This window comes from Arthrobacter sp. YA7-1 (assembly GCF_025960325.1).
Classification (GTDB): domain Bacteria; phylum Actinomycetota; class Actinomycetes; order Actinomycetales; family Micrococcaceae; genus Arthrobacter; species Arthrobacter bambusae_A.
In genome coordinates, this window is record NZ_CP110114.1 from 2317320 (window position 1) to 2342592 (window position 25273).

General features: G+C 62.4%; 27 protein-coding genes. 12 read left to right on the forward strand and 15 right to left on the reverse strand.

Going from position 1 to position 25273, the window contains the following annotated elements; all coding sequences use genetic code 11:
• Positions 1 to 35 precede the first annotated feature (35 nt).
• The gene (locus OIT41_RS10880) at positions 36 to 329 is read right to left on the reverse strand and encodes an HPr family phosphocarrier protein (RefSeq protein WP_241710218.1); all 294 of its coding nucleotides are present in this window, start codon (positions 327 to 329) and stop codon (positions 36 to 38) included.
• A gap of 156 nt (positions 330 to 485) precedes the next feature.
• On the opposite strand from OIT41_RS10880, the gene OIT41_RS10885 reads away from it, so the two are divergent.
• Complete coding sequence (locus OIT41_RS10885; protein ID WP_078108937.1) at positions 486 to 1277, forward strand: GntR family transcriptional regulator; 792 nt, start codon at positions 486 to 488, stop codon at positions 1275 to 1277.
• Between the two features lie 93 nt (positions 1278 to 1370).
• Here the strand turns inward: OIT41_RS10885 and OIT41_RS10890 are convergent, their stop codons facing one another.
• From OIT41_RS10890 to OIT41_RS10905, 4 genes are all read right to left on the reverse strand, one after another.
• Positions 1371 to 3044 carry a cytochrome b gene (locus tag OIT41_RS10890; protein ID WP_078108936.1) on the reverse strand — a complete coding sequence of 558 codons (1674 nt, stop codon included), beginning with the start codon at positions 3042 to 3044 and terminating at the stop codon, positions 1371 to 1373.
• Complete coding sequence (locus OIT41_RS10895) at positions 3022 to 4092, reverse strand: ubiquinol-cytochrome c reductase iron-sulfur subunit (RefSeq protein ID WP_241710217.1); 1071 nt, start codon at positions 4090 to 4092, stop codon at positions 3022 to 3024. Before OIT41_RS10895 ends, OIT41_RS10890 begins: the two co-directional genes overlap by 23 nt.
• Positions 4093 to 4189: 97 nt before the next feature.
• Complete coding sequence (locus tag OIT41_RS10900) at positions 4190 to 4978, reverse strand: c-type cytochrome (protein ID WP_078108934.1); 789 nt, start codon at positions 4976 to 4978, stop codon at positions 4190 to 4192.
• 88 nt (positions 4979 to 5066) lie between these two features.
• On the reverse strand, positions 5067 to 5741 hold the full coding sequence (locus OIT41_RS10905) for a heme-copper oxidase subunit III (protein ID WP_242598936.1): 675 nt from the start codon (positions 5739 to 5741) through the stop codon (positions 5067 to 5069).
• Between the two features lie 112 nt (positions 5742 to 5853).
• On the opposite strand from OIT41_RS10905, the gene trpD reads away from it, so the two are divergent.
• Positions 5854 to 6912 (forward strand): anthranilate phosphoribosyltransferase, encoded by a 1059-nt coding sequence (gene trpD / locus OIT41_RS10910; protein ID WP_241710216.1) that lies wholly within the window; start codon positions 5854 to 5856, stop codon positions 6910 to 6912.
• An 18-nt stretch (positions 6913 to 6930) separates the two neighbouring features.
• Here the strand turns inward: trpD and OIT41_RS10915 are convergent, their stop codons facing one another.
• Together OIT41_RS10915 and OIT41_RS10920 are read right to left on the reverse strand one after the other, a co-directional pair.
• On the reverse strand, positions 6931 to 7212 hold the full coding sequence (locus OIT41_RS10915) for an Lrp/AsnC family transcriptional regulator (RefSeq protein WP_078108932.1): 282 nt from the start codon (positions 7210 to 7212) through the stop codon (positions 6931 to 6933).
• A 61-nt stretch (positions 7213 to 7273) separates the two neighbouring features.
• Entirely contained in the window at positions 7274 to 7672 is a 399-nt protein-coding gene (locus tag OIT41_RS10920) for a DUF3054 domain-containing protein (RefSeq protein WP_241710215.1), read from the reverse strand.
• Between the two features lie 384 nt (positions 7673 to 8056).
• On the opposite strand from OIT41_RS10920, the gene OIT41_RS10925 reads away from it, so the two are divergent.
• Positions 8057 to 8476, forward strand: coding sequence for a VOC family protein (locus OIT41_RS10925; protein ID WP_078108931.1), 420 nt, complete (start codon positions 8057 to 8059; stop codon positions 8474 to 8476).
• 61 nt (positions 8477 to 8537) lie between these two features.
• Here OIT41_RS10925 and OIT41_RS10930 read toward each other — a convergent pair whose 3' ends face one another.
• A complete protein-coding gene (locus tag OIT41_RS10930) occupies positions 8538 to 10064 on the reverse strand; it encodes an LCP family protein (RefSeq protein WP_264636458.1) in 1527 nt (508 codons plus the stop codon).
• 119 nt (positions 10065 to 10183) lie between these two features.
• On the opposite strand from OIT41_RS10930, the gene OIT41_RS10935 reads away from it, so the two are divergent.
• Positions 10184 to 10816 (forward strand): LysE family translocator, encoded by a 633-nt coding sequence (locus tag OIT41_RS10935; protein WP_241710213.1) that lies wholly within the window; start codon positions 10184 to 10186, stop codon positions 10814 to 10816.
• A 170-nt stretch (positions 10817 to 10986) separates the two neighbouring features.
• Here OIT41_RS10935 and OIT41_RS10940 read toward each other — a convergent pair whose 3' ends face one another.
• The 4 genes from OIT41_RS10940 to OIT41_RS10955 all read right to left on the reverse strand — a co-directional run bounded on the left by OIT41_RS10940 (position 10987) and on the right by OIT41_RS10955 (position 14424).
• A complete protein-coding gene (locus OIT41_RS10940; RefSeq protein WP_241710212.1) occupies positions 10987 to 12465 on the reverse strand; it encodes an MFS transporter in 1479 nt (492 codons plus the stop codon).
• Positions 12462 to 13028: an isochorismatase family cysteine hydrolase gene (locus tag OIT41_RS10945; RefSeq protein WP_264636459.1), complete on the reverse strand. Its 567-nt coding sequence runs from the start codon at positions 13026 to 13028 to the stop codon at positions 12462 to 12464. The genes OIT41_RS10940 and OIT41_RS10945 overlap by 4 nt, the downstream gene beginning before the upstream one ends.
• 5 nt (positions 13029 to 13033) lie before the next feature.
• A complete protein-coding gene (locus OIT41_RS10950; RefSeq protein WP_241710210.1) occupies positions 13034 to 13483 on the reverse strand; it encodes a MarR family winged helix-turn-helix transcriptional regulator in 450 nt (149 codons plus the stop codon).
• Between the two features lie 74 nt (positions 13484 to 13557).
• Entirely contained in the window at positions 13558 to 14424 is an 867-nt protein-coding gene (locus tag OIT41_RS10955; protein WP_264636460.1) for a PhzF family phenazine biosynthesis protein, read from the reverse strand.
• A gap of 139 nt (positions 14425 to 14563) precedes the next feature.
• Between OIT41_RS10955 and OIT41_RS10960 the strand changes: the two genes are divergently transcribed.
• A complete protein-coding gene (locus OIT41_RS10960; protein ID WP_264636461.1) occupies positions 14564 to 14785 on the forward strand; it encodes a hypothetical protein in 222 nt (73 codons plus the stop codon).
• The gene (locus tag OIT41_RS10965; RefSeq protein WP_241710208.1) at positions 14782 to 15072 is read left to right on the forward strand and encodes a dihydrofolate reductase family protein; all 291 of its coding nucleotides are present in this window, start codon (positions 14782 to 14784) and stop codon (positions 15070 to 15072) included. Before OIT41_RS10960 ends, OIT41_RS10965 begins: the two co-directional genes overlap by 4 nt.
• A gap of 66 nt (positions 15073 to 15138) precedes the next feature.
• On the opposite strand, the gene OIT41_RS20870 is transcribed toward OIT41_RS10965, so the two are convergent.
• Positions 15139 to 15567 (reverse strand): META domain-containing protein, encoded by a 429-nt coding sequence (locus OIT41_RS20870; RefSeq protein WP_319801818.1) that lies wholly within the window; start codon positions 15565 to 15567, stop codon positions 15139 to 15141.
• Between the two features lie 312 nt (positions 15568 to 15879).
• Here OIT41_RS20870 and OIT41_RS10975 point away from each other — a divergent pair, with 312 nt between their 5' ends.
• From OIT41_RS10975 to OIT41_RS11000, 6 genes are all read left to right on the forward strand, one after another.
• Complete coding sequence (locus tag OIT41_RS10975; protein ID WP_264636462.1) at positions 15880 to 17013, forward strand: tyrosine-type recombinase/integrase; 1134 nt, start codon at positions 15880 to 15882, stop codon at positions 17011 to 17013.
• The gene (locus OIT41_RS10980) at positions 17006 to 17359 is read left to right on the forward strand and encodes a helix-turn-helix domain-containing protein (protein ID WP_264636463.1); all 354 of its coding nucleotides are present in this window, start codon (positions 17006 to 17008) and stop codon (positions 17357 to 17359) included. The genes OIT41_RS10975 and OIT41_RS10980 overlap by 8 nt, the downstream gene beginning before the upstream one ends.
• A 364-nt stretch (positions 17360 to 17723) precedes the next feature.
• Entirely contained in the window at positions 17724 to 18818 is a 1095-nt protein-coding gene (locus OIT41_RS10985; RefSeq protein WP_264636464.1) for a Fis family transcriptional regulator, read from the forward strand.
• A gap of 140 nt (positions 18819 to 18958) precedes the next feature.
• Entirely contained in the window at positions 18959 to 19606 is a 648-nt protein-coding gene (locus OIT41_RS10990; RefSeq protein WP_264636465.1) for a hypothetical protein, read from the forward strand.
• An 875-nt stretch (positions 19607 to 20481) separates the two neighbouring features.
• Positions 20482 to 22797 carry a hypothetical protein gene (locus tag OIT41_RS10995; RefSeq protein ID WP_241707714.1) on the forward strand — a complete coding sequence of 772 codons (2316 nt, stop codon included), beginning with the start codon at positions 20482 to 20484 and terminating at the stop codon, positions 22795 to 22797.
• A gap of 98 nt (positions 22798 to 22895) precedes the next feature.
• Positions 22896 to 23555 carry a class F sortase gene (locus OIT41_RS11000; protein WP_241707715.1) on the forward strand — a complete coding sequence of 220 codons (660 nt, stop codon included), beginning with the start codon at positions 22896 to 22898 and terminating at the stop codon, positions 23553 to 23555.
• 33 nt (positions 23556 to 23588) lie between these two features.
• On the opposite strand, the gene OIT41_RS11005 is transcribed toward OIT41_RS11000, so the two are convergent.
• Positions 23589 to 24452 carry a hypothetical protein gene (locus OIT41_RS11005; protein WP_241707716.1) on the reverse strand — a complete coding sequence of 288 codons (864 nt, stop codon included), beginning with the start codon at positions 24450 to 24452 and terminating at the stop codon, positions 23589 to 23591.
• Positions 24449 to 25192, reverse strand: coding sequence for a hypothetical protein (locus OIT41_RS11010; protein WP_241707717.1), 744 nt, complete (start codon positions 25190 to 25192; stop codon positions 24449 to 24451). The genes OIT41_RS11005 and OIT41_RS11010 overlap by 4 nt, the downstream gene beginning before the upstream one ends.
• Positions 25193 to 25273 lie beyond the last annotated feature (81 nt).

The following is a 25273-nucleotide window of genomic DNA, read 5'->3' on the forward strand; positions in this document are numbered from 1 at the left end:
CCGTTTGAGAGCTATGCCATCACGGGAATTGCCCTTCAGGAGCCCTCCAGGGCCTCCAGCACGGCCGAAAGGGCCACCAAGGCATCGTTGACCTCATCCAGCGTGCGACCGGCTTGCAGCGCTTCTCGCTCGACCGCCAGGACCACTTCGCAGCCATATCCGAAATCTTCGGTCATGACTTCGAGCAAAGAGCGGGCATCCACCGCTTGCTGGCCGGGCTTGCGGATCGTCACCGGCAGGCCAGTGGCCGTCACGGCCCGCACGAACAGAGCGGCAGCCCGTGCATGGAGGCCGATTTTTGCGGCGATGATGGCTTTGTGCTCGGGCAAACCGGCTCCTTTGACTCGTACGGCCAGATGCCGACTGCGATTTTGATCCCTACAAGCCTAGCGCCGCCGCACCGTGTGTTGCGGACGGCTGGTCTAGACCTGCGAGTGGATTGGCCTACGCTTGTTTCATGAGTGATTTCTTTGCCGGGGTCCGCCGTGCCTGCTGAAGCAGCACGTATCGCGGGGGAGATCGACCGCAAGAGCGGCACTCCTATCTACGTTCAACTGCGCGAGATCCTGCGTAGCTACATCTCGGAGTCCTGCAAGCCCGGCGCGGCGTTGCCGTCGGAACGGGACCTCTCTGAACGCTTCGGACTCGCGAGGATGACGGTACGGCAGGCCATTGATGCCCTCGTCGGCGAGGAAGTCATCGAACGGGTGGTTGGACTGGGAACTTTCGTCCGCAAACCCAAGCTGGACCTGCAAGTGAAGCTCACCTCGTACAGCGAGGAAATGCAGCGCCGTGGCATGGTTCCGGCTGCCAAGGTCCTGAGCTTTGAGCAAATCGCTGCCAGCGCCTTCCTGGCGAGGGAACTCCAGTTGGAGGAAGGCACGCCGCTGGTCCGTTTCCGGAGGCTCCTCCTCGCGGACAACGAACCCATGAGCGTGGACGAGAACTTCATCCCTGCCCACCGCGTGCCAGGTCTTTTGGACGAGGCGCCTCCCACGTCCCTGTACAACGTACTGAGTGAAAAGTACGGACTGGTGATGGAGTGGGGAGAGGACATGATCGAAGCAACCGCAGCTTCGCCATCCACAGCGCGGCTACTGAACGTGGATGTCGGTACTCCGCTGCTCAAGATCCAGCGCCACGCATTCGTGGCCCGTGCCATGGTGGACTACTCCGTCTCGTACTACCGTGCTGACCGCTACAAGTTGTGGGTTCCGTTGCAGCGGCCGGGCGTCCGGTCCACGAGAAGCCAATCGACGGGCTACCGCACCCACTAGCTCGAAGCCAGGGGCACACCGCCCGGATGCAGCACAACGAGTGAGGGCCCCGTCCATGCGGACGGGGCCCTCACTCGTTGCTATCTGCGGGAGCTAGTGGCTAAGGCTCTTGTGCTCTTCGCTGGATTCGATGGCCTCATGGTGGCCGTGTCCGTGCGCTGCTTCGAGCTCGGCCGGCGTTGCCGGGGCAACACGGTCTTCGAAGAACCACTTGGACAGTGCCGCGCGGCGCTTCTCCTTCGGAGTGACGACGCCGTGCTCGTTCGGCTGGGCCGCCAACGGGGACGGCGACTCGAAGCCCACAAGCTTGTATTGCTTGTAGTCGTCCAGCGGGGCGTGCACCTCGATGAACTCACCGTGCGGCAGGCGCACGATGCGGCCCGTTTCGCGGCCGTGCAAGGCAATTTCACGGTCCTTGCGCTGCAGTGCGAGGGCCACGCGCTTTGTCACCATGAACGCAATGATCGGGCCAATGAAGAACAGCGTGCGCAACCAGTACGTGACATCGTTCAGTGCGACGTGGAAGTGCGTTGCGATGAGGTCGGAGCCGGCCGCTGCCCACATGACGCAGTACCAGGTAAAGCCTGCAACACCAATCGCGGTGCGGGTAGGCGCGTTGCGAGGACGGTCCAGGACGTGGTGCTCACGGTTGTCCTTGGTGATCCAGCGCTCAATCCACGGGTACGTGAAAAGCACCGTGAAAATGATGCCTGCCGGAACCAATGCGGGCAACAGCACATTCAGCGTCAGCACATGGCCGAAGATGATGTATTCGAAGTGGAAGTCGTTGACCACGCCGGGCATGAGTCGCAGGGCACCGTCGACGAAGCCGATGTACCAGTCAGGCTGGGTACCGGCAGACACGGGGGAGGGGTCGTACGGCCCGTAGTTCCAGATCGGGTTGATGGTGAACATCGCAGCCATGAGGGCGACGACACCGAACACGATGAAGAAGAAGCCACCTGCCTTGGCCGCATAAACCGGTCCCAGGGGGTAGCCGACGACGTTGCCGTCGTTGCGGCCCGGGCCAGGGTACTGCGTGTGCTTGTGCACAACCACCATGAAGAGGTGGATGACGATCATCAGGAGAATCATCGCCGGCACCAGCAGGATATGCAGCACGTACAGGCGGCCGATGATCGCCGTACCGGGGAATTCACCCCCGAAGAGGAAGAACGATATATACGTGCCGATCACCGGGATCGACTTGATGACACCGTCGATGATTCGCAGGCCGTTACCGGACAGCAGGTCATCGGGGAGCGAGTATCCCGTGAAGCCTTCAGCCATGGCGAGGATGAGCAGGACGCCGCCCACCACCCAGTTCATTTCACGGGGCTTGCGGAAAGCGCCCGTGAAGAAGACACGCAGCATGTGCACACCAAGGGACGCCACGAACAGCAGGGCCGCCCAGTGGTGGACCTGGCGGAAGAACAAGCCACCGCGGACGTCGAACGAGATGTTCAGCGACGAGTTGTACGCGACGGACATTTCGACATTTGTCAGCGGGGTGTAAGAACCCGAATAGTGGGTCTCAGCCATCGACGGGTCGAAGAAGAACGTCAGGAACGTACCCGACATCAGGAGGATGACGAAGGAATACAGCGCCACCTCACCGAACATGAAGGACCAGTGGTCGGGGAAGACCTTCCGGCCGAATTCACGCAGGATTCCGGATCCGCCGACACGCTCGTCAACGAAGTCCGTGATCCGGCCAACCTTGGTTTTAGGTACGAAGGGGACTTCAGCTGTTGATGAGGCGCTCATGCTCGTCACGCTCCCAGTAACTCGGTCCTACAGGTTCTTTGAAATCGCTCGTGGCTACGAGGTAGCCCTCAGCGTCCACCGCGATGGGCAGCTGGGGGAGCGGACGGCTGGCGGGGCCGAAGATAACCTTGCATTCCTTGGTGAGGTCGAAGGTTGACTGGTGGCACGGGCACAGCAGGTGGTGCGTTTGCTGCTCATAAAGGGCAACGGGGCAACCGACGTGGGTGCAGATCTTGGAGTAGGCAACGATTCCGTTGTAGCTCCAGGTTTCGCGGCCCTTGGAAATCGTCAAGTCCTCCGGGTTCAGGCGCATCAGCAAAACGACGGCTTTGGCCTTCGCGTTGAGCTTGCCTTCCTGGAGTTCGTTGAGGCCTTCCGGGATCACGTGGAACGCAGAACCGATGGTCACGTCGGACGCTTTGATCGGAGTTCCATCGGGGTCGCGGGTGAGGCGCTTGAGCTTGCCGTCCTGGGGTGCCCACATGGTGTGTGCGAGCTTGTCGTCCGGACGGGGTCCAAGGTCACCGAATACGGCCAGGGCCGGGAGGGGAGCCAGGGCCACAGCACCCAAAAGGGTGTTGCGGATCAGCGGGCGACGCTTGATGCCGGTTTCCTCGACGATGTCCTCGACGATCCGCACGGCTGCCTGCCGGTCTTCCTCGGTACGGATGGCGTGGCGCTCTTCCGATACCTCGTGGTCCGGCATGAGGGCCTTGGCCCAGTGCACGATACCGGTGCCGATGCCGAGCATCGCAAATGCGGTGCCAAGGCCAAGCAACAGGTTTTGGTTGCGGATCGTTGCGATCGATCCATCGGTGTGCAGATCGATGGCAAAGTACGACACCAGGAAGATCACCGTGCCGATGACAGATATGCCGAAGAGTATGGCTACCTGTCGTTCGGCTCGCTTGGCGGCTCTCGGATCCGTGTCAGCCAGGCGCAAACGGTGCGGAGGGAGCCCAGGATCCTGGAACTTCTCCACATCATTCTGACCAGCCGTAGCTACGGTGCCCGAGTGGTTCGGACTGCCGTCACTATGGTTGCCCATAATTCGCCTCATCCTTCTCTCGTTGTCCCGGCCTTAACCGGGTTAATGTTCAATTCAAACTGCTGTGGGGACAGCAGAAGTTCTTAGTGCGTCCGGGTTATGACGTGCGGGACGTCAGCCAGATGGTGAAGGCGATGATGACGCCGAGGCCTGCGACCCAGACGAAGAGACCTTCGGAAACCGGACCCAGGGATCCGAGGTCGTTTCCGCCCGGCGACCCGTTGGCTTCGATCGTCTTCAGGAAGGTGATGATGTCGCGCTTGCCCTCAGGAGAGATGTTGGCGTCGTTGAAGACGGGCATGTTCTGCGGACCAGTGGCCATGGCTTCGTAGATGTGCTGTCCCGAAACCCCGGCCAACGCCGGAGCGAACTTTCCACGGGTCAAGGCACCGCCGGCTGCGGCAGCGTTGTGGCACATCGCGCAGTTGACGCGGAAGAGCTCGCCACCCTTCGCGGCGTCACCCTTTTCGTCGAGCAGCGATGCGTCGGGAATTGCCGGACCAGCACCCAGCGAGGCGACGTAAGCCGCGAGCTGCTGAGTCTGCTGGTCGTTGAACTGCCTTGGCTTTTCTTGGGCCTGGGGTCCGTTCATCTGCATGGGCATACGGCCGGTGCCAACCTGGAAGTCAACTGCAGCAGCACCCACGCCGACCAGCGACGGAGCGTCCTTCGTTCCGCTTGCGCCCATGCCGTGGCAGGTGGCGCAGTTTGCGGCGAAGAGCTTGCCGCCCTCCTGGGCGTCGCTGGCGCTGAAGGTAGTGGTGTCTGCCTTCGCCTGGTTGACCGTTGTGGCAACGGCGTAAAGCCCACCAGTGACGAGGAGTCCCAACAACAGCAGCGCAATTGCTGCCAGTGGATGACGTCGCTTCTGCGAGAGTGCCTTCACGTGGTGGTTCCTTTATTCGATCCTGCGTCGGCTCCGTGAGCCGCTTCTTTAAAATTCATCCTCTTGTGGAACAAGAGTCGGTGCCGGGCTACTTCAGGACGTAGATGACCAGGAAGAGGCCGATCCACACAACATCCACGAAGTGCCAATAGTACGAGGTGACGATTGCCGAGGTCGCTTCAAAGTGTCCGAACTTCTTGGCGGCGTATGCGCGGCCAATGATGAACAGGAAGGCGATGAGGCCGCCGATGACGTGCAGGCCGTGGAAGCCGGTAGTCATGTAGAAAGCGGAACCGTAGGCGTTGGCGGAGAGCGTAACGTGCTCGGACACAAGCATGGCGTATTCCGTGCTCTGGCCGGCAACGAAGATGGCGCCCATGATGAACGTCAGGAGGAACCATTCGTTCATGCCCCAGCGGGTGAACTGCAGCACACCGCCTCGACGGCGCGGTTCAAGTCGCTCGGCGGCGAAGACGCCCATCTGGCAAGTGAAGGAACTTGACACAAGGACGATCGTGTTTACAAGCGCAAACGGGAAGTTGAGCTTGCCGGTTTCGTCCGCCCACAACGCGCCTGACGTGGAACGCAGCGTGAAGTACATGGCGAAGAGACCGGCGAAGAACATCAACTCACTGGAAAGCCACACAACGGTTCCAACGGAAACCAAATTGGGGCGATTCAGCGTCGGGTGCGCCGGGGTACTGGGGGCATGGGTCGCAGATGTCACAAGGACATTATGTCTGTAAAAGTCCGGACTTCCCAATGCGAACCGCCATTTGGGGAGACTTTTTCTACAAACACGCGAATTCGCGCGGAAAAGTTCCCGACCTCCTTCGCATTGGTCACGGAGCACGGTGGATCGCTAGCATCAAGTGGTGACTTCACAGGCATCTGCACAGCAGGCAAGCAACTCATGGCCCGGACTCATCTCTGCCTTGATCAACGGGCATGACCTCACGGTCGAGAACACGGCATGGGCCATGAACACGATCATGTCCGGGGAAGCAACCCCGTCCCAGATCGCCGGTTTCTTGGTTGCCCTGCGCGCCAAGGGCGAAACCGTGGAGGAAGTCACCGGACTGGTCGAGGCGATGCTGTCCAACGCCAAAGCCGTGAGCATCCCGGGCGAAAAGCTGGACATTGTGGGCACGGGCGGCGATCGACTCAACACGGTCAACATCTCGACGATGGCTGCCCTTGTGGCGGCCGGCGCTGGAGCGCGGGTCGTAAAGCACGGGAACCGCGCCGCGTCGTCGTCGTCGGGCTCCGCCGATGTCCTGGAAGCCTTGGGCGTGAGGCTTGACTTGCCGATCGAGCGCGTCGCCCGCAACGCCGAAGAGGCAGGGATCACTTTTTGCTTCGCCCAGGTATTCCACCCGTCCTTCCGGCATACCGGTGTTGTACGGGCTGAACTTGGTGTTCCCACCGCCTTCAATTTCCTGGGTCCGATGACCAACCCTGCCCATGTCCAGGCTTCAGCCGTGGGCGTTGCCAACGCCACCATGGCTCCGCTGATCGCCGGCGTCTTGGCACGCCGGGGGAGCCGGGGTTTGGTTTTCCGCGGGGAAGACGGCCTCGATGAACTCACCACCACAGGTCCGTCCACGGTGTGGGAAATCCGGAACGGGCAGGTCACCGAACAGCGGTTCTCGCCGTCAGATCTCGGGATTGCTCCGGCGACCGTGGCCGATCTTCGAGGCGGCAACGCCGCGGCGAATGCCGCCGTCGTGCGCGAAGTGCTTGGCGGGAAGGCGGGTCCGGTCCGGGATGCCGTCTTGCTCAACGCCGCCGCGGGCTTGGTGGCTTACGAGACTGCTGCCGACGGCCCTTTCCTGGACCGAATGAAATCGGCCTGGCTGCGTGCTGCGGAGTCCGTCGACTCGGGAGCAGCTGCCCGGGTCCTCGACACGTGGGTTGGACTCACCCAAAGGTAGGCGTCGGGGCGCCGGCGGTTACTGCTCGAAGCCCAGCGAGAACGCGGCGTCCAGATCGTGCTGCGAGTAGGCGCGGAAGGCGATGTGCGTGGTGGTGTGAACCACCGCGGGGACCTTGGAGAGCTTGTCGGCGATGACATCCGCCAATTCCTCATGCTTCGCCACGCGCGCCACGGCAATAAGGTCCCATTCCCCGGTGACGGAGTAGACCTCGCTGATCCCCTGGATGGCGGAGATCTCTTCGGCCGTCTCCGGGATACGTGAAGCGTCGGTCTTGATCAGGACAAAAGCGGTGATCACTGGGGGCGGCCTTTCCGAAGTGCGGCGATGGACGTAGCAAGCCTAGTACATCGGCGGGCGCTCAGGACTGGCGGCTCCGCCGACGGACCCGCACTACCAGGGCGATCACAGCGCGGTAGCCGAGCAGCAGGATCCCCAAGCTGATGAGGGCGACAATAATGAAGGCGATCACCACGGTCTGCCCGGTGGCCGCACGCAGGAGCATGCCACCGGCCACGGTTCCAATCCACACGGCGACGCCGGCCGGCCAGGTCTGGAACGGTGCCCGCCAGACCCTCGCGGCGAGCCAGCCGATCGCCGCACCGGCAAGGAAGGGCCAGGCCGTGGAAAAGACCCCTGTCAGGACGTCGGCGCGTTGGTGCGCGTCGCGGCCGATGGCCGCGAAAACAAGAATGAGAATGGCGTCGGCCAGTCCGGCGATGAGGGCAGTGCGGACCAGGGTCGATTTTGCAGCAGGCATGGAAACGACCTTATCGCGCAGCTAAGCCGAACTCGAACTGAAGGCCCTCCGCATGCCGGCAGGCTCTTGAACCAAGATTGAGTACCGCGGAAGATGTGGCAACCGCACGTGAATCGACCCGCAATTCCCGGAGGTACACCATGAGGTTGATCCACGTTGTCCGGCGCGCCAGCGACCTCGGCCGGGCATCGGCGTTTTACTTGGCGTACCCGATCTCCGGCCCGTTGTTGAAGAACTCCGCGCCTCCGGGACAAGGAGCGTACGGGAACCGGGTCAGCCGCCGTCGGGCGCGGTAATTTTGGGCTGTGGATGGGCGCAGCCGGCGCTGTTAGCATGACGAAAAGGTAGCTGATCGTGCTGCCCTGAACACTGAGGAGCCATGTAATGACCACGAACCTCAACCCGTACATCAGCTTTCGGGACAACGCCAAGGAGGCCATGGCCTTCTACCAGTCGGTCTTCGGGGGCGAGCTGACCCAAAGCACCTTCGCCGAGTTCCACGCGAGCGAAGACCCCGCCGAGGGCGACAAGATCATGCACTCCGCGCTCAAAACAGATAACGGACTGCAGCTCATGGCCGCAGACACCCCCAACAGCATGGATTACAGTCCGGGAAACAACATCTCGGTGTCGCTCAGCGGTGACGACGAAGCAGAACTTCGCGGCTATTGGAACGGACTGGCCGACGGCGGCACGATCACCGTTCCACTGGAGAAGGCGCCGTGGGGCGACATCTTCGGGATGTTGACGGATAAGTTCGGCATTGCCTGGCTGGTCAACGTTTCGGGCGAGCAGCCTCAGTAGCAAGAAAACAGAAAGCGCCCTCCGCCACGCATTGCGAGGCGGAGGGCGCTCTGTCTTCCGGCTATCCGACCGGGTTGGTTGTCTGGCAGGTCTGGTCTTGAGCGGTCTGGGCAACCACATCGTTGGGCTTGGGGGCCGGAAGTGTCGGCTTGTCCCCGGTGGCGAAGTCCTGCCCGGCGTAGAGCTGCACTCCCTGGACACTCGCTACCTGCTGCACGCTCGTCGCGGGCAACCCGAACATCGCGGCGACGTCCGCAGCAACATCGGCAAAGCCCGCACCGTAGTAGACCATTGTCTGTGGCCTGGCATCGGCTTGGATCTTGGCCAGTTTCGTGAAGCCTCCGGCGGAGAGAATCGATCCGATCTCCTGGCTCCTGCCGGTCACGCCTGTTCCATTGGCGACGGTGATCGGTTGAAGGGCCTTGTCGTAACCGGCTTTCGACGTTGCAGTGGATGGAGCCGGGGACGCCGCTGCGCTTGGTGCGGGCTGGCTGAGATCGGGGCTCTTCGTCAGGGCAGCGAAGAAGTTGCTCGCCGCCGGTTGGTCAAGGTCGAGCCGGTTGGGATCGGACGCGGCCGGCACGTTGGGCACCGTGATGAAGTTGACCTTGGCCGGGTCAATATTCTTGAGCCTGCCCGCGATGGTCAACAGGGCCGGAACCGAGGCGAGTCCGTCATCGACGGTGAGGTTCTTCGTGACTGTGTCGGCGATGCTCAGCATCTTCTGGGGGTTGCCGAGCGTTCCGTCAGCCTTGAGCTTCCGCACGAGGGAACCGAGGAACGATTGCTGCGCCTTGATCCGTCCGAGGTCCCCGCCGTCGGAAAATGCGTGGCGCGTGCGCAGGAACGCAAGTGCCTGGTCACCTTCCACCTGCGAAGTGCCCTTAGGCAAATGCAGCCCGGAGTCGGGGTCGTTGACTGCGGTACTCACACAGACGTCGACGCCGCCGACGGCCTTGGACAGTTCGGTCACTGCATTGAAGTCGGCCATCATGAAGTGGTCAACCTCCAAACCCGTGAGCTTGTTGACGGTGTCAACAGCGCAGCCGATGCCGGCTTCGGCCATCGCGCTGTTGATCATCGCATTTTGCCGTTCGGGGTATTGCTTGCCGGTCTTGCTGTCAGTGCAAGCCGGCACGTCGACCAACAAGTCGCGGGGGAAGCTGATCACGTTGACATGGTTGTTGTCCGCGGAAATGTCCAGCAGCATCATGACGTCCGATTGGCCGTAGCCGGAGGACTGGTCTGTGGTGCCGAACTGCCCGTTCTTGCCGCTCCTGGTATCGGTACCCAGAACGAGGATTTGCAGGCGGTCCTTGCTGTCGTCAACCGGCCCTTCCGTCCTGATGCCACCGGCGCCGAGTGCGGACGATGAGATATTGGCCTGAAGGCGCCATACCCAATACCCTCCAAACGCGATGACTGCGATCAGCAGGACAGCCACTGCGGCGCTGGTGATTTTGAACCAGCGGGCCGAACGACGAAAGCTGAACCGCCGGCTGCGGGCAGCCAGCTTTCCCTGGCCCGGGTAGGCGACAGGGGGCGACTGGCCCGGCTCCGGGCTGGGTGCATCGTGGCGAGTGACCAAAAGGGGAACTACCTCTCCAGGGGAAATACGGACGGCCCTATTGTAGCTGGGGGCTCTGGGAAGGTTCCGTGAGGCCCGCGGTACACGGTCCAAATGCCGCGCGATGATTCAATGGGAACATGACTCTGAGTTCACTAGCGGCGTTCACCGGGTTGTGCGTGATCCTGGCCCTTACTCCAGGCCCTGACTCGTTCCTCGTCCTGAGGTACAGCCTGTCGAACGTCAAAGCCGGCCTCTCGGCCGGTCTCGGTTCCTCGTTGGGCAGCATCTTCTGGGCAGGGCTTGTCGGCATTGGACTGGCGGCCCTACTGGAGCAGTCGGCCGAGGCGTACAGGATGGTGAAGATCATCGGCGGCCTCTACTTGGTTTACCTGGGGGTCAGCGCCTTTATCCACAGCCGGCGCGGGCAACCAGCCCACCAGGAAGAGAACCCCACTTGGGCGGGCCCCACGCTGCGCTCGAGCTTCTTCGCAGGTCTTGTTTCGTGCATGCTGAACCCCAAGGTGGGCCTGTTTTTCCTCGCCGTGGTGCCCCAGTTCCTTCCTCCCGGGGAGGCGTCCCTTGGACTGACGATGCTCCTCGGAGTGATCGACTTCGCTATTTCGATGCTTTACCTGGGAATCCTGTCTGTGGTGGCCACCCAGGCCGTTCTCTGGTTGAAGAAGCCATCTGTGACGAAAGCACTCGAACGGAGCTCCGCCGCGATCCTTACGGCCCTTGGCCTGGGGACCGCGGTTTCGGCGAACAGCTGAAAGGGAACAACGCACACCTGTGCATCATCCATTGCGGTCTGGCCGCGGCCAAGGCGGCCGGGGAGCAAGCTGACACCGCTGTCGCGGTGCGCCTGAAGGGCAAAGACCACGGAGAGGAATACGGCGGTCAACGCCAGGTTGAGCGGGAGGGTCACCACCCGCCGTCGGTGTCAATGCTCGGCGGCGACGGCCGGAACGCTGCGGTCAAACGCTGTCAGGAGCACCATCGATGCCCCGATGGCGACCAGGATCCAGGCCAAAATATGGAAACCTGCGTCGGTGGCCGACGGTCCGAAGGCGATGCCGATGACGCTGGAGGACCCGATCGCGCCCAGGTACATCGACGTCCGCAGCAATCCCGAGGCCACCGCGATCTCCGCGGCAGTCGTTTGCAGGTACAACGCCGCCTGATTGGCGAAACTGCTGAAGCCGTTGGTCAGGCCCAGCAGCAAGGTCATTCCGATGAGCAACGCAACGCTGGAGCCGTGGTTCACCAGCAGCATCACTCCTGCGGAGAGCGTCAGAGCGACACCGGCAAGGATCAAAGGCCAACGGACCCAGGCACGGCCGGAGACGACCCGCGCTACGACGATGCTCAGCAGGCTCAGCGGGATCAGAATCAGCCCCACGGTCGCGGCGTGCAGCCCCATGCTTTGTTCCATCCACTGGCTGGCGCCATACATCGATGTGTATGTAGCCAACGCGGCCAGGATCGAACGCAGGTACGTACGCTGCAGCGGTCGGTTCGCGCCCAGCATCCGGACGTCGATCAGCGGGCTGCGTGCCTGGCGTTCCCGCACCAGCAGCGCTCCCGCCAGCACCACGGCCAGCGCGGCAAGCCACCAGGCCGGCGTCGTGAGCGCCGAGAGGAACACCAGCAGCGAGACGATTGCACCGGCGAAGAGGGCTATCCCGGGCAGGTCCAGCATGGTGAGCAGGCTGCCCAAGCCCTGTTTGCGGACCGGCGCGTCCTTGGCCACTCCGAGCAAAGTGAACGTGAATGCCAGGAGGGCCAGCGGTATGTTGACCGCGAACAGTGCCCGCCAGCCGAACGCGCCCGCCAGTACCCCGCCCAGGGGCAGGCCGACGACGGCGGTCACTTGGGCCGCGATCGAAAAGTTGCCCAGCACGCGGCCCGGTACGCCGATGCCGGACTCGTCGGCCCGCCGGCGGACGAGCGCCATCGCCGTCGGGTAGCACGCTGAGGTCCCGACGCCGATGAGCGCCCGTGAAATGAGCAGCACCCCGAGATTCGGGGCAAACACTCCGACAACTCCGGCCGCCAGAAGGATAGCGACGCCGGAGAGGAAGACCCGCCTGGGCCCAAAGACGACGGAGAGTTTCCCCATGGTCGGTTGGGCCACCGCGCTGCACAGATACAAGACGGATATGAGCCCGGCAGTGGCTCCCGGACTTGAGCGAAAGTCAGCCCCGATGCCGACCAGCGCGGTGGCGATCATCGAACTGTTGATCGGGTTCAGGGTGGAGCCAAGCAGCAGCGGTGCCGTGAACCTCCAGCCCAGCGGGTTCGAGTGCCGTTGCCCTTGTTCGGAAGCCGGAGCACCGGCCGGGTTCCGCGGCTGAGTCAGCGGCTTGTTGGCCACGTCAGCGGACGGACTCGATGCTGGGGCGGGGTCCCGCGCTGTCACGACCGGGAGGCTTTGAGCACGTCCAGGATTTCTTGGGTCGTTCCGGTCTCGCCCAGCCGGGGGAATATCGTCGTGACGGAGTTCTCGTGGGCGTTCATGTTCATATCGGTCATAGCGTCCAGGGCCAAGGTGACATTCAGGCCGGCTTCGTGGGCGCTCCGCGCGGTGGATTCCACGCCAATGCTTGTGGCAACACCGGTCAGCACAACCTGGGTGACACCGAGGTCCTCCAGGAGTGCGCCAAGGCCAGTGTTGGTGAAGGCGCCCCATGTCTTCTTCGTCACAAGGTGATCGCTTGGTTGCTGGTTCAGTTCAGGCAGGAGCTCGGCGAAATCGGCGGGGAACTCCCTTCCCGCGGTGCTGCCTTGATCTGTCCGGCCCGGCGCGCCGCCGGTGACATTTACCAGCACCACGGGCAGCCCGTGGCTGCGGAAGGCATCAGCCAGGGCTGCGGAATTCTGCACAATCGGCTCCAGCGGGTGGGCATTCGGGGAGGCAACAATGCCCCGCTGAAGGTCAACAACGATCAGGGCTGTCTGTGGGTCCAACGTGGTGATGGTCATGTGTATCACGGCTCCAAAAGGCGTTTGAGTAGGTGAACGGCGCCGGGCAGTTGTTCGCGCTCGTCCGGCGTGAGTTTGGACAGGATGGTGCGGTAAAGCCAATCGGCTTTGGCCGCCCGGCTGGCGCTGATGCTCTCACGGGCCTCGGCTGTCAGGGACAGGATCCGCTGACGGCCGTCGGCCGGATCAGGTCCGCTCTCAACGAGTCCCAGGCTGGAAAGGGCGGAGATGATAGCCCCCATGGATTGGGGACGCATTCCCTCGGCTCGGGCCAGCGCGGACAACGTGGCCCGGCCGTCCCGCTCCAAGTGGATCAGCACGGCCTTTTGCGCATTCGTCAGGTTGTCCACTTGGGACTGCTCACGCAGCCGTCGGGTCAACTGGCCAATGAGGACACGAAGCTCGGCGGCAGCTTCGAGCGTTCCTGCCGCGTCCGCATCCGGGCTGGGGTTCATAACAACGACGCTACCAGATAGTAAGGCAAACTGAAAAGGTAACCTTACTATTTTTTTGGCCGGGCCTGGATTGCTTATGAGGGCTCGGCAATCTCCACGGCTTCGCCACTGACGACGATCCCGCCCTGGGACGGAATGTCGACGGTAAGGACGCTCGGGCGGCCGACGTGGCTGCCTTGATGGACAATGACCCGGCTTGGCGTCTCCACGAGCGAAAGCAGCCGGAGGTATGCGCCGAAAGCCGCGGCGGCTGAACCTGTCGCGGGATCCTCAGTGATGGTTCCTACTGGGAACAGGTTGCGCGAGTCGAACTCGCCGCGACCGATCTCGCAGAGCGTCGTGACGGTGCCGGCCCAACCCTTGGCATCCATCAGCGCGCGCATGGCATCCGGGTCGAAAACGAAGGAGTCGAAGGTGCTGCGTTCGGCGAAGACGAGAATGGGGTGCCAGTTTCCGGCAAAGGCGACCATCGGAGGGTAGCCCGGGTGCAATTCGCCTTGGCCCACGCCGAGCAATCCGAGGAGGGAGTCCAGAACGCCGTCGGCGAACTCGGCGATTCGCGGCTCCACGCTCGTGAAGCTTGCTGTCACAGCAGCACCGCGTAACGCCGTCCCGATCACCACTGGCCCAACCGCCGTATCGAACACAAAGGTTCCCGCACCGTCGCGTCCTGACAGCGCGACAGCCAAAGCGATGGTCGCGTGGCCGCAAAACGGTACTTCGGCGATGGGGGAGAAGTACCGCACACGGTTTCGGCGGGTGTCCCCGTCAACGGCGACCTCGGTGACAAAGACCGTTTCCGCGTAACCGATGCCAGAAGCGATGGCCTGCATCCCGGCGTCGTCGAGGCTCCTTGCGTCGAGGACGACTCCCGCCGGATTTCCGCCGTCGGGCGTGGCGGTAAAGGCGGCATAGCGGAGTACTTCCGGTGTCTGGTCCATCCGGTTATCGTCGCACGGAGTCGGCGTCATTCGACGGCGGTACCCGGACAAGGGCGTTGACACTTGGGACAATGAGGGCAAGTGGCGTGGGTCCGGAAGGGGTCCGCGACCGTTGTTCGACGGGGTGAAGTGAAACGACATGAGGTTGACGAGGACGACAAACGTCACGGTGGACGGCGTGATGCAGGGCCTGGGGGGAGCCGACGAAGATCGCAGAGGCGGCTTTGACCGCGGGGGATGGGCGATCCCGCTTCTCGATTCAGAAACGGGGGACTACCTCAGCCAGGTTTACGGCGCTGCGTCCGCGTTCCTCTTCGGGCGGCGCACGTACGAGATCTTGCCCCTTATTGGGGAGCGATGATCGATCCGAGCACCAACCAGATCGCGGCCGCGTTGAACAGCCGGCCCAAGTACGTGGCGTCTTCCAGCCTCACCGACCCGCAATGGTCGGGCACCACGGTCCTGACCGGCGACCTCGCCACAGCGATCGCTGAGCTGAAAGCGGATCACGACGGCGAGCTGCTGGTCCCGGGCAGCGGTGTCCTGGTCCGATGGCTACTCGCCAACAACCTGGTGGACCAGCTCGATTTGCTCACCTATCCCGCCAAACGTGCGCGGTTTGGAACCTGGTGGGGGAGGAGCCCGTGATGGACGAGGGGCGCCCCCCGCAGGGTATCCCGCCTGGAGGCATGCTAAAGCTGAAACGAGCGGCTGCTATTTGCTTTTGAAGCGGAGGGTGTCCCCTCCGCTCGTCCAGGTCAGAGTGTCTTGGACGAACGACATTTCGATGGGGCGACTCAGGAATTGCGTGACCCATTGCTCCTGCGCAGAAGACTCGCCGGCGCAGCCCATTGCCCCAGCTGCGAGTTTGCCGAGTGTGTGGGTGTTCCCTGTGATCGTCGCCGGTCCACTGATCGGATTGCAAGGGGTTTTCGCCGCGAATTGAAGCACCCCGTTGACGGAATACAGTTCCACTCTCAACCCGCCTGCCTCCACCCACGGCAGGTTGACGCCGTTGGATGTCCCCAAAATGCTGACGAATTGCGAACATGGTGCGGACGGCAGGAATGGCTTACATGTCGCCAGGGGAGGCGTGGAATTGAAGCTGGTCGGAGCGTATACGTGGCCGGAGGGCTTTGTCACTGGATTTCGCTGGCAGCTTGGTTGCGACTTCGCGCTTGGGAGAAGCGGGGGTACCAACAACGGGTCCTAGTCTGCAAATTCCGCAACCGAATCACTTCTACTTTACATAATGTAGATTATCGGCGTTAAAGTAGGACGAGTTCAAACAGATGAGAGAACCCGTCCATATGCGTATTGCCTTGTTTTCGCAGGTCAGGCTTATCTTTGCAATGGGCACGTACGTAACGTGTTGTGCCGTGGCTTGTCCGTAGTCATGCGGACTAGCGGCGTAATCTCTCATTAGATGAGAGATTCTTGCGTAGAGTTTGGTCCGTGAATATTGAAGCCGGACGGATTCCGGCCTTTCTGACCAACGCGAATGTCGGGCTGCTGCGTGCTGAGGATCGCGTCTTTGAAGCGATGTTGGATGGCTGGCGTGCCCAACTGCTGGCCCGTGGCCTCTCGACGTCGTACATCAAGAGCTCATGCGGGACCGTTCAGCGCTTTCAGGAGCACGCGAACCAATATCCGTGGACCTGGTCGGCCCATCATGTGGATGAGTTCCTGGCCGACCGTCGCAGCTCCGACAAAGGTCTGGCGCTGTCGACGCTGCGTGCCAATTCCGGGGCCATCAGGGCGTTCTGCTCGTATCTGACCGACGGCCGCTACGGGTGGGCAGCCTTCTGCGAACGGGTGTTTGCGGACATCCCGGTGCAGGTCGTGTTCGAGTGGAACTCACCGCGCCACACCACCGACGATGCCATGCCTGCACGCCGCCGGGCGTTCACCAAGGCCGAACTCCAGACGTTCTTCGATGCCGCCGATGACCTGGTCGACACCGAATTCGCCAAGGGTTCAAAGCGCTGGCTTCCTGCGCTGCGAGACTCGACGGCGTTCAAGGTCGCCTATGCCTACGGGCTGAGGCGGCGCGAGCTGGCGATGCTCGAGTATGTCGATTTCGGGCCCAACCCTCACGTTGAGGCGTTCGGCCGGTTCGGAGCGGTCCAGGTGCGCTGGGCCAAGGGAACCAAGGGCTCAGGGCCCCGTCGCAGGACAGTACTGACGGTCCCCGAGTTCGACTGGGTGGTAGGGCTCCTGGAGTACTGGCTCTCCCCTGACGGCCGTAAACGTTTCCCAACGGCTGACCGGTCCGCCAGCCTGTGGCCCTCTGAACGCTCGGGTTCCACGGTTTACCGCAACTTCGACCGCTCCTTTCAACGCTTGCGGAAAAACGCCGGGCTCCCGGAGGAACTGACCCTGCACACGCTGCGGCACTCATACGTAACGCATCTGATCGAGGCCGGCTACGACCCTCTGTTCGTCCAGCAACAGGTCGGGCACAGCTACTCCTCCACCACAGCCCTCTATACTTCCGTGTCGGCGGACTTCAAACAGAAGACCATCCAAAAAATGATCGCCCAGCGGCTACGCGGTGGCGGCACTGACGAGGGGAACGGCCATGGCTGAACAGCGACGGATCGGCTACCGCTGGAACCTTCGGCAACTGATGGCCCACAGAAATCTCTGGAAAACCACGGAGCTTCTCCCCCTACTCAAAGCGCGTGGAATCAACCTCTCCAACGCCCAGGTCCACCGGCTCGTCACCGGAACACCCGAACGCATCCCTGCCCAGACCTTCGCGGCCCTCTGCGACATCCTGGAATGCACACCCAACGACCTGTTCGAACCCTACGTGCAGATGCGCGCCGCCAAGACCGCCAATGCACCCAAGAAGCCGGAAGACCTGGGGATCCATCCCGGTGCGCCGATTGCACGCCGGATCCGCCTCCTGCCACCGGAAGAAGATGCCTAAACCACGAAAAGCCAGCGACCCCGCAACATGGCCCGAAGCATGCGGGCGCTGCGCCGAACACCATCAAATCGCGGTCCGCTGGCCAGACGGCGGAATCTGCGTCTATTGCTACCAGCAGGCCAAAAGAACGCGCGGCACTTGTGCCTGCGGCCACGAGGGCGTCCTGCCTGGCCGCGTCGAAACTATGCCGGCGTGCCGAAAGTGCTCCGGGGTCAGTCTCAACGTTGACTGCATCGGGTGCGGCAACGAAGACGAGCTTCACTCCGGCAACCGGTGCTGGGCATGCATTCTCTCGATCACTGTCGACCGGCTCCTCAGCCCACCAGACAACCAGGCGCCCTCCCCCGCTCTCCAGGCAATCGCCATGGCCCTGAAGTCTATGAAGCGGGCCAACAGCGGCCTGACCTGGATCCGGCAACCGCACGTCACCGCGTTCCTCCAACAACTGGCGTCCGCGCCTGTGATCACACACGCTCGCCTCGACGAACTCCCGGCATCCCGCACCCGCGAATACGTCCGCGGCCTCCTCGTCGAACACAATGCATTGCCACGCCGCGATGAACTCAGCGCGAGGTTTAGCGATTGGTCCGAGCAGGCACTCGAGCGGATCACCACCCAGAACCATCGCGACATCACCCGGCGCTACATCCGCTGGCATCACCAGCGCCGTATGAACCAGATGGACGAAGTCACTCAAGGCACGTTCCTCCGGGCCAAGCAATCGGTCACCGTCGCCATCGACCTGCTGAACTGGCTCACCGAGCACGACACTGAACTCGAGTACGTGAATCAAGCGCACTTAGACCGGTGGCAGGCGGAAGGCCCAACGACGCGAGGCATCGCCTCACGCTTCCTCGACTGGGCAACCAAAACCAGCCTCATCGACCCTTCATTGAAGTTGCAGCCTCACCGCCGCGGCACGAGCCCCCGGCTCGACGCCGCGAGGCAATCAGAAATCGTGCACAGCCTGAGCCACACGACCGACATGAACCCCCGGGATCGCGCAGCAGCCATCCTCGTCATGGTCTTCGGCCAGCAGGTCTCCGACATCGTCGAACTGACGTGGGACAACGTCACCGTGACAGCGGAACTCGTTACCATCACCTTCGGAACCGTCGAGATCGCTCTCACCTCGCCGCTCGATGAGCCGTGGCGCGAACTGGCGGCCACCCCGACCCATGATCAAACAGCAGCTCACCCCAACAGCAACTGGGTGTTCCGCGGCGGCGTCCCCGGCCGGCACATTCAGGCCTCGACCCTCACCCAGCGACTCAGCACCGTTTTCAGCAGTCGGGCGGCCCGGCTCGGAACACTGCACGAACTCACCAAACTCGCCCCCGTAGCCATCATCGCCGAAGCTCTTGGCTACGCACCGGCCACGATTGATCGCCATGCTCTGGCATCGTCGGCCAACTACATGGAGTACATGTCGGCCCTTTCGTCGCACGCGTCAAGCTAGCCAGCCTGACAAGCAAGCCAGACCTGGGAATTCCACCAGCATTTGCTTAGCGACTGACCCTCGCTTATGGACAGACAACAAGTGATAACGCACAGTTGGATAACCATCGACCTGCGGACATGCCTACTTGGGGGACAACAATGAGTCATGAGGATTCGGAAGCCGAGGCCGGGTGGGCGAAAGCCGAGAAAATAGCCACAGGCATTACCGACCACGGGATGGCGAGAGCATTGAGGACCTACTACTTGGTCTTGTTCCCCGTAGGAGCCTTGCTCCTGATCGGCCTTGGCTTCATCGTGTCTGCACTTGCACTTCAAATCGGCTTCGACGATTGGATTGGACCTCTTGGTGTTGGCGTTTCCGCCGCGTCGCTGGGAGCTTTCATAGGTGGGTTCGTCTATGCCAGGAAAAGAGTAAACCCGCTGGTGCAGCCCCAGCGACAAAGTGCAGCGATTTGGTTGGAAAAGCCTGAACGCAAGAACGTGAGTGATCAGATATTCGGGAAAGTTCCTCCCAGGCCTGAGCACCTACCCGCCGTTCGAGGAATCGCTGCACAGACCAGACAGGCTCTTGCCCTGCAGCTTCTGCTGGCGCCTGGATACATACTCATGTGCGCAGCGCAGTTGCTGCTCAACGTCCGCCAAGGCCTCGAGGGTATTTCGTGGATCTGGCCCGTCCTGACCGCACTCTTCGCGGCGCTCTTCACTTTTTCCATCTGGCAGTTCAAAAGATCCGGGCACTTCCTGGACATCACATCAGCGCAGAACCAGCCGAAGAGCCCAAGCTAACTCCCGGAAGAACCTCGAGCGTTTCAACTCGTCCCACATCAACACGTCCCGCTGCCAGTCAAACAACGGGAGTGGAATCGGTTCCAAGAACTGTCCGTTCTCATTCCAGATATGTCACTTTTCGCATTCAACTGTCAGTTAACGGATTCTCAGTTAAGTTGTCAGCGTGGATGATCGTGAGTTGTTGAGATCGCTGACGGCCGCCGGACTTCTGCATGAAACGAACTGCCCGCGACATGGCCAAACACACGAAGCCAACAACCCGGATGAGACGAATCGAGCCGGATGTCGTCTCATCCAACCTGTCAGTTCCGACGTCGCGACTGATAACTGCATTGAGAACGGACAAGAATGCCCGATCCTTGATCGAACCGGCGCTTTCCGCTGGCGATGAAAGCGTCTTCGGTCAACAGCTCACAACCCGTCTCTAGCAAGTTGTTCACCACCACGGCGCACGGCTCGGAACTTGTGCGAACGCACCAAACTCACACCCGTGGCCCTCATCGGCCGAATCCCCTGGCTACTCCCCCGGACCAAACTCACAAAAACCACAGGTAACTCACACCGCCGGGTTACCGTGATCGAGGCCGCTTGGGCCACCGCTTCCCCGAAGGACATGGACTTCCTGCCCGCCATGCCGACTACCGGAAACACCAGCCTGATGTCCTTGGCAATATGAAAGAAGTCCGCGCAAATCCAGGGGTTCAACTGTCAAATTTTTGACAGTTGAAGGCTCTGAAAAATGTCTCCCTCAAAACCGACAGCTCAAACCAAACCCTTCTCTCGGACTGCGATTAGTCCGGCTCTCTACATACAGGACCACCCGAAGCGTGGTCATCGCGTCTATGGGCGCGGTTGAAGAGAAGGGGATATAAGTGAGCCAAAGAAGATTCGAACGAGGCCCCGGCAACCCGCCGGGACGGGGAAGGAACTGGCGGGCGATCTACAAGACCGGCGCCTTGGCAGCCGCCGGCGCACTGACTCTGTCCGCCGTCGGGACCGGTGGCGTTTTGACCGCGCCTGCCGCGCACGCCGCAACTGACCTGCCGGGCATGCACCAATCGGGCATCACCGTCAAGGCTCCGCCGGCCAGGGCGTTTGGGGATTGGTCGATGTGGCTGGGATCCCTGAACTTGAACGGAGCCGCCGGAGGTCCCACGGCGTTCTGCTTCGACGTCGGGATCCCGGCCGGCCCGGCCGGATCCGGGGCGGTGGGGTCCCTGGGTAACCCGCAACTCAACTACGCGATCCAGAAATACCAGGGCGACCCTGCCAACCACCCCGCGCTGGCTTATCTCGCTCACCAAGAAGCCGACCCGAAGTTCAACGCGCCGTGGAACGGCAACGGGGCTCCCTACGCTAATCTCCGGGACTCATCTGATCCGCAGATGCCGGCCGTCCGCGCACAGGCCGCCGCGATGCTGGCCGACGCCCGGGCCAATTCCGGTCCGTATTCCGCCCAACCGAAACTCTCGGTGGACACTAGCGGTCGCGGCGGGACAGTCACCTCAACGGAACTGGTTTCCGCGGCCGGAAACAAGCTGAGCGGCTTCTCGGCCCGCGCTGTTCTGAACGGCCCTGCCGTGTGGTCAGGAACGAACTCCCATGCAGTCAACCTCCGTACCGGAGATCAACTCAGCTTCGCGGCTACCGGAAACGGAATAGTGTCCGTCACACTGACGATCGACGCACCCGGGGTGTCAGCCACAACCTATTCGGTGCCCGGGTTCCAGAACCTTCTCGTTGCCGGCGGGGCACGACCCGTCGCGGGAACGTCGGCCGATGCCAAAGTGATCATCGATTTTCAGCCCGTAGCGAGCTCGACCGCTCCCCGATATGTGGAGGGCGGCCAGCCCCTGGTGGACGTCCTGCACGTGAACACGTCCACGGGAAACACCAATGACTGGGCGTTCGTGAACGGCGGGAGCGTACCGGCCCGCTTCGACGTCGACTGGTACTACAGCCAGGTCAAACTCACCCCGGCCGCCCAAGTCCCTTCCGCCGCGGTGAAGGTTGCCTCCGGGACGGGCACTGCGACGGGACCCGGCGACATCACGGTGACCGCGGACAAAACGGCGGACAAGGCCGGCTATTACTACCCGGTGGCCCGCTTCTCCAAGGCGGCCCAGCCCGCGGAACTGCAGCAGTACTTCCGTGCTGATTGGACGGCAGGCTTCAACGACCCGAACGAAGAGACGATCCAGAAATACCAGCCCGAGGTCGCGACCAAGGCATCGATCATTGAAAACGGCAAGGTCCACGACGTCGTCACCGTGACCGGCAACGAGCCCGGAAAAGAACTCACCGTGACAACGGATCTGGTCCTGACCTCCGCCTCCCCGGTTGCCGGCGGCACCGACGCCGCCCCGGCCGATGCCGAGGTCATCGGTACCGTGACGACCAAGGTCACCGGCAACGGCGAATTCAGGACCGCCGCCGTCGAGGTTCCATGGGAAAAGATCGTCGTCGAGAAGTGGGCCATAGGCCAGACAGCCAACCTGTACTTCTCCGAGAAGATCAACCCTACCGAGTCCACCATGGCATGGGACGGCAAGGAACTGCTGCCCAACGAAACCGTGCCGGTCGAGAAACCTTCGATTGTCACCAAAGCCTCCGAGAACGGCACCGTGCCGCTCGTGGCTCACGACATCGGAATGATCTCGGGCACCATCCCTTCCGGCACCGGCATCAAAGTCACCACCAAAGTGAACCAGTACAAATTCGACGATTCGACCGACGGATCCGCCCAGGCCGTCTGCGCCAACCCCACCTGGACCTCCACGGACCAGGACGTCACTACAACGGGTGAAATCACCTACCCGGGCCACACCATCGCCCACAAAGGCACCTACGGGTACGTCGAGGAGCTCAATCTGACCATCGACAAAGGCCAAGGCAAGGGACCATTCACAGCGCAGCTGCACAAGGGCAACTGCGGCGAAAAGAACGAGACCATCATCGCCTTCCCCGAGACAGTCACCGTTACACCGAACAAGCCGGCCCTGATGATCAACACCGGCTTTGCGCCGACGTCTGCACCGGAGGCCGGGCCGAACGGGCCGCTGCTGATCGCAGGTGCCAGCACCCTCGCACTGGCTCTCCTCGCAGGAGCTGGGCTGTTCTACCGCAGGCGCTTCGATAACCGAGGAGCTAAAACACCTGCCGAGTATCCGGACGAACACGCCGGGTAACACCCCTTGGCGGGCCCCACCAAATTGACGCGGGGCACCCCGAGCCGGCCACCGAGGCTGATCACCGGGTGCCCCGCCTAACAAACAAGGAAAATCCGATGATTCAAACCCGCAACCATTCCCGCGCCCGCCGGAACCGGGTTGCACTGACCGCCGTGGCTTCGTTTGGCGTGGCCGGAGCCACCGCAGGCGTCCTGGCTTTCACAGCACCGCCCGCTCCCCCGCCGGCTCAACCGATACCTGTCCTGTCCGCGTTTACTTCCGCCGAACCGGACACCTACATTGGCCCGGCTGCGATCCCCAGCCTTCGTCCTGGCACGCTCTCCATCCCGGGCGTGGACCTCGAAGTAGGGCTCGTAGACGAAGGCCGTGACGATTCCGGCTACCTGGTGGTCCCGGATGCTTCCAAAGCCGCCCGCTACATAGGGTCCGCCCCTGGGTGTGCCACGAAGGGCTCGACCCTGCTGGCCGGGCACGTCAACTTCCGGGATGGGTCGTTGGCGCCGATGGCTTCCCTCGCACACGTGACCAAGGGCATGCCCCTCTACCTATCCGACAAGGCCGGCGTGACGTGCCGGTACAAGATCGTCGGGCTCGAATCGCTGGCCAAAACGTCCTTGCCCGCAGATGCCTTTGCCACCGAGGGCCCACACCTACTGAGGGTTGTCACGTGTGATCTTGCCAGCCCCTTCGTGCCAATGGACGGGCAAGCCCAGTTCGCCAACAACACCGTGGTCACCGCAGTCCCCTGGCCATGACCCACCACTCCAGTCCAGAACGAGATGGCCCTGTCACGCAGGGATGTCCTCACAGGAATGCATATTTCGGGACGCGTAGCTCTTCGTCCGAGAGTTCTTGGGCCTCGCCTTGTTCCAGATAAGCGATTCCAACGCCTCGCGAACCCCGGGCAGGGCAAGGGCGTTGACGGGGGAAATTCCGTGGAGGCGGCCCCAGAGGTAGCCGCGTTCGCTGCAGACGAAGTCCACGAGCGCCCTCTTGTGGCCCCTGGGCACGCAGCTCAACACCCTGTTCGTTTCCAACCGGGAGAGCGCGGGCCCCGGCTCTGATCCGAAGGAGATCTCCTCAAGGTGTTGGGACGCCCGTTGTTCAATCACCTGCAGGCCGTGCTCGGCGACGTCGCGATCCCAGCCGGCACGGACAAGCAACGCCCTCAGTTCCTGCCAAAGAGGCGATGAACCGGCGGGCATGGGCGTCATAGCCAGGGGAATCGGGGGCCACTCGCACTCCTGTCCGTACACCGATACCAGCGGCGTCCCCTCCCCCAGATCCTGGTTCTTCTTCAGATGCGCCCACACGCCGTCCCGAACATCCCGCTCTGAGAGCCAGTGGCGTTGGGTGACCGTCCAGGTTCGCAGCCCATTGCGGACCACCGTAAGAAGCCAGGCACAGGCCGGGACGTCCGCGGGGATCCCGCTGGCGCAAAGAACTTCCGTGGCGTAGAACAGGGCGTCCTCGGGGGCAATCGAGGGGAACTCGTGCTGGAAACCGGACAACAGCGCCGGAAGAAACGAACCGAACAGCTCGCTGGTCGACGGGCCGTCCCGGCCCTCTCGCTGCCATGTTTCTACCAGGTCCCTCAGAAGGGCGTCCCGTTCGGCTGGCGTCGAAAACCGGCTACGGACTCCGGGACTCACGCTGCAACACCCCACTGCTTAGCAACATCGCTCATTAGTTCCGCTGCCGCGTGGAACTGGGCGGCCAGCCGGCGTCGTCGTGCGGGATGCGCCTCGGGCAGCCGCTGCACGACAAGCTCCGAGGCCCCCATATTCCTGATGGAGTCCATCAGCTCCCGCAGGTGCAGTTCAGCCAGCACGGCCGCGTCGGAAGGACCGTGATCCACGCCCAAAGCGCCGACATCCGCCAGGAAGCCCTCGACATCGAAGACTCCCGCGTTGGAATCGGAGTCGGATTCAGGGCTGGAATCAGCGTGGACCAGTTCGCCTGCGATCACATTGATTGGTACAACGCGGGCACTCGGGCGTCTTTTGCCGTCCAGCGACAGTGTCACAGGCGGTAGCGTTCCACCTTCTGCGATTCCCTTCGCGAGCAGGGTCTTTACTGTCCCGTGGGATATGCCAAGGACAGGGGCGATGGCACGCAACGACAAATTTCCGGCCGCAAGCTCCATGGCGACATTGACCCGGGCGCTGCCTCCCAGACGTGGAAGGACCAGCCGCTCAGCCTCCACCAACTCGGCCCACGTACTCAGCCCAAAGGCCTTCCACGCCTGTGCCTCATACAGCTCCAAAGCAAGCTTCACCACTTGGCCAACCAGTCGGTCAAGAACACCCGCCTGGCGGTCCAGCTCGGCCAAGCGGAGCCGCAGCCGGTTCACCTTGACCCGCGCAACCCCGACATCCAGCTCCCGTTGCATACCTGCGCACCTCCCCAAAAGTACTTAGGACCACTTTGCCTGCCGTCCAGCCGCTAGGCGAGCGGACAAAGTGGGCTGTTG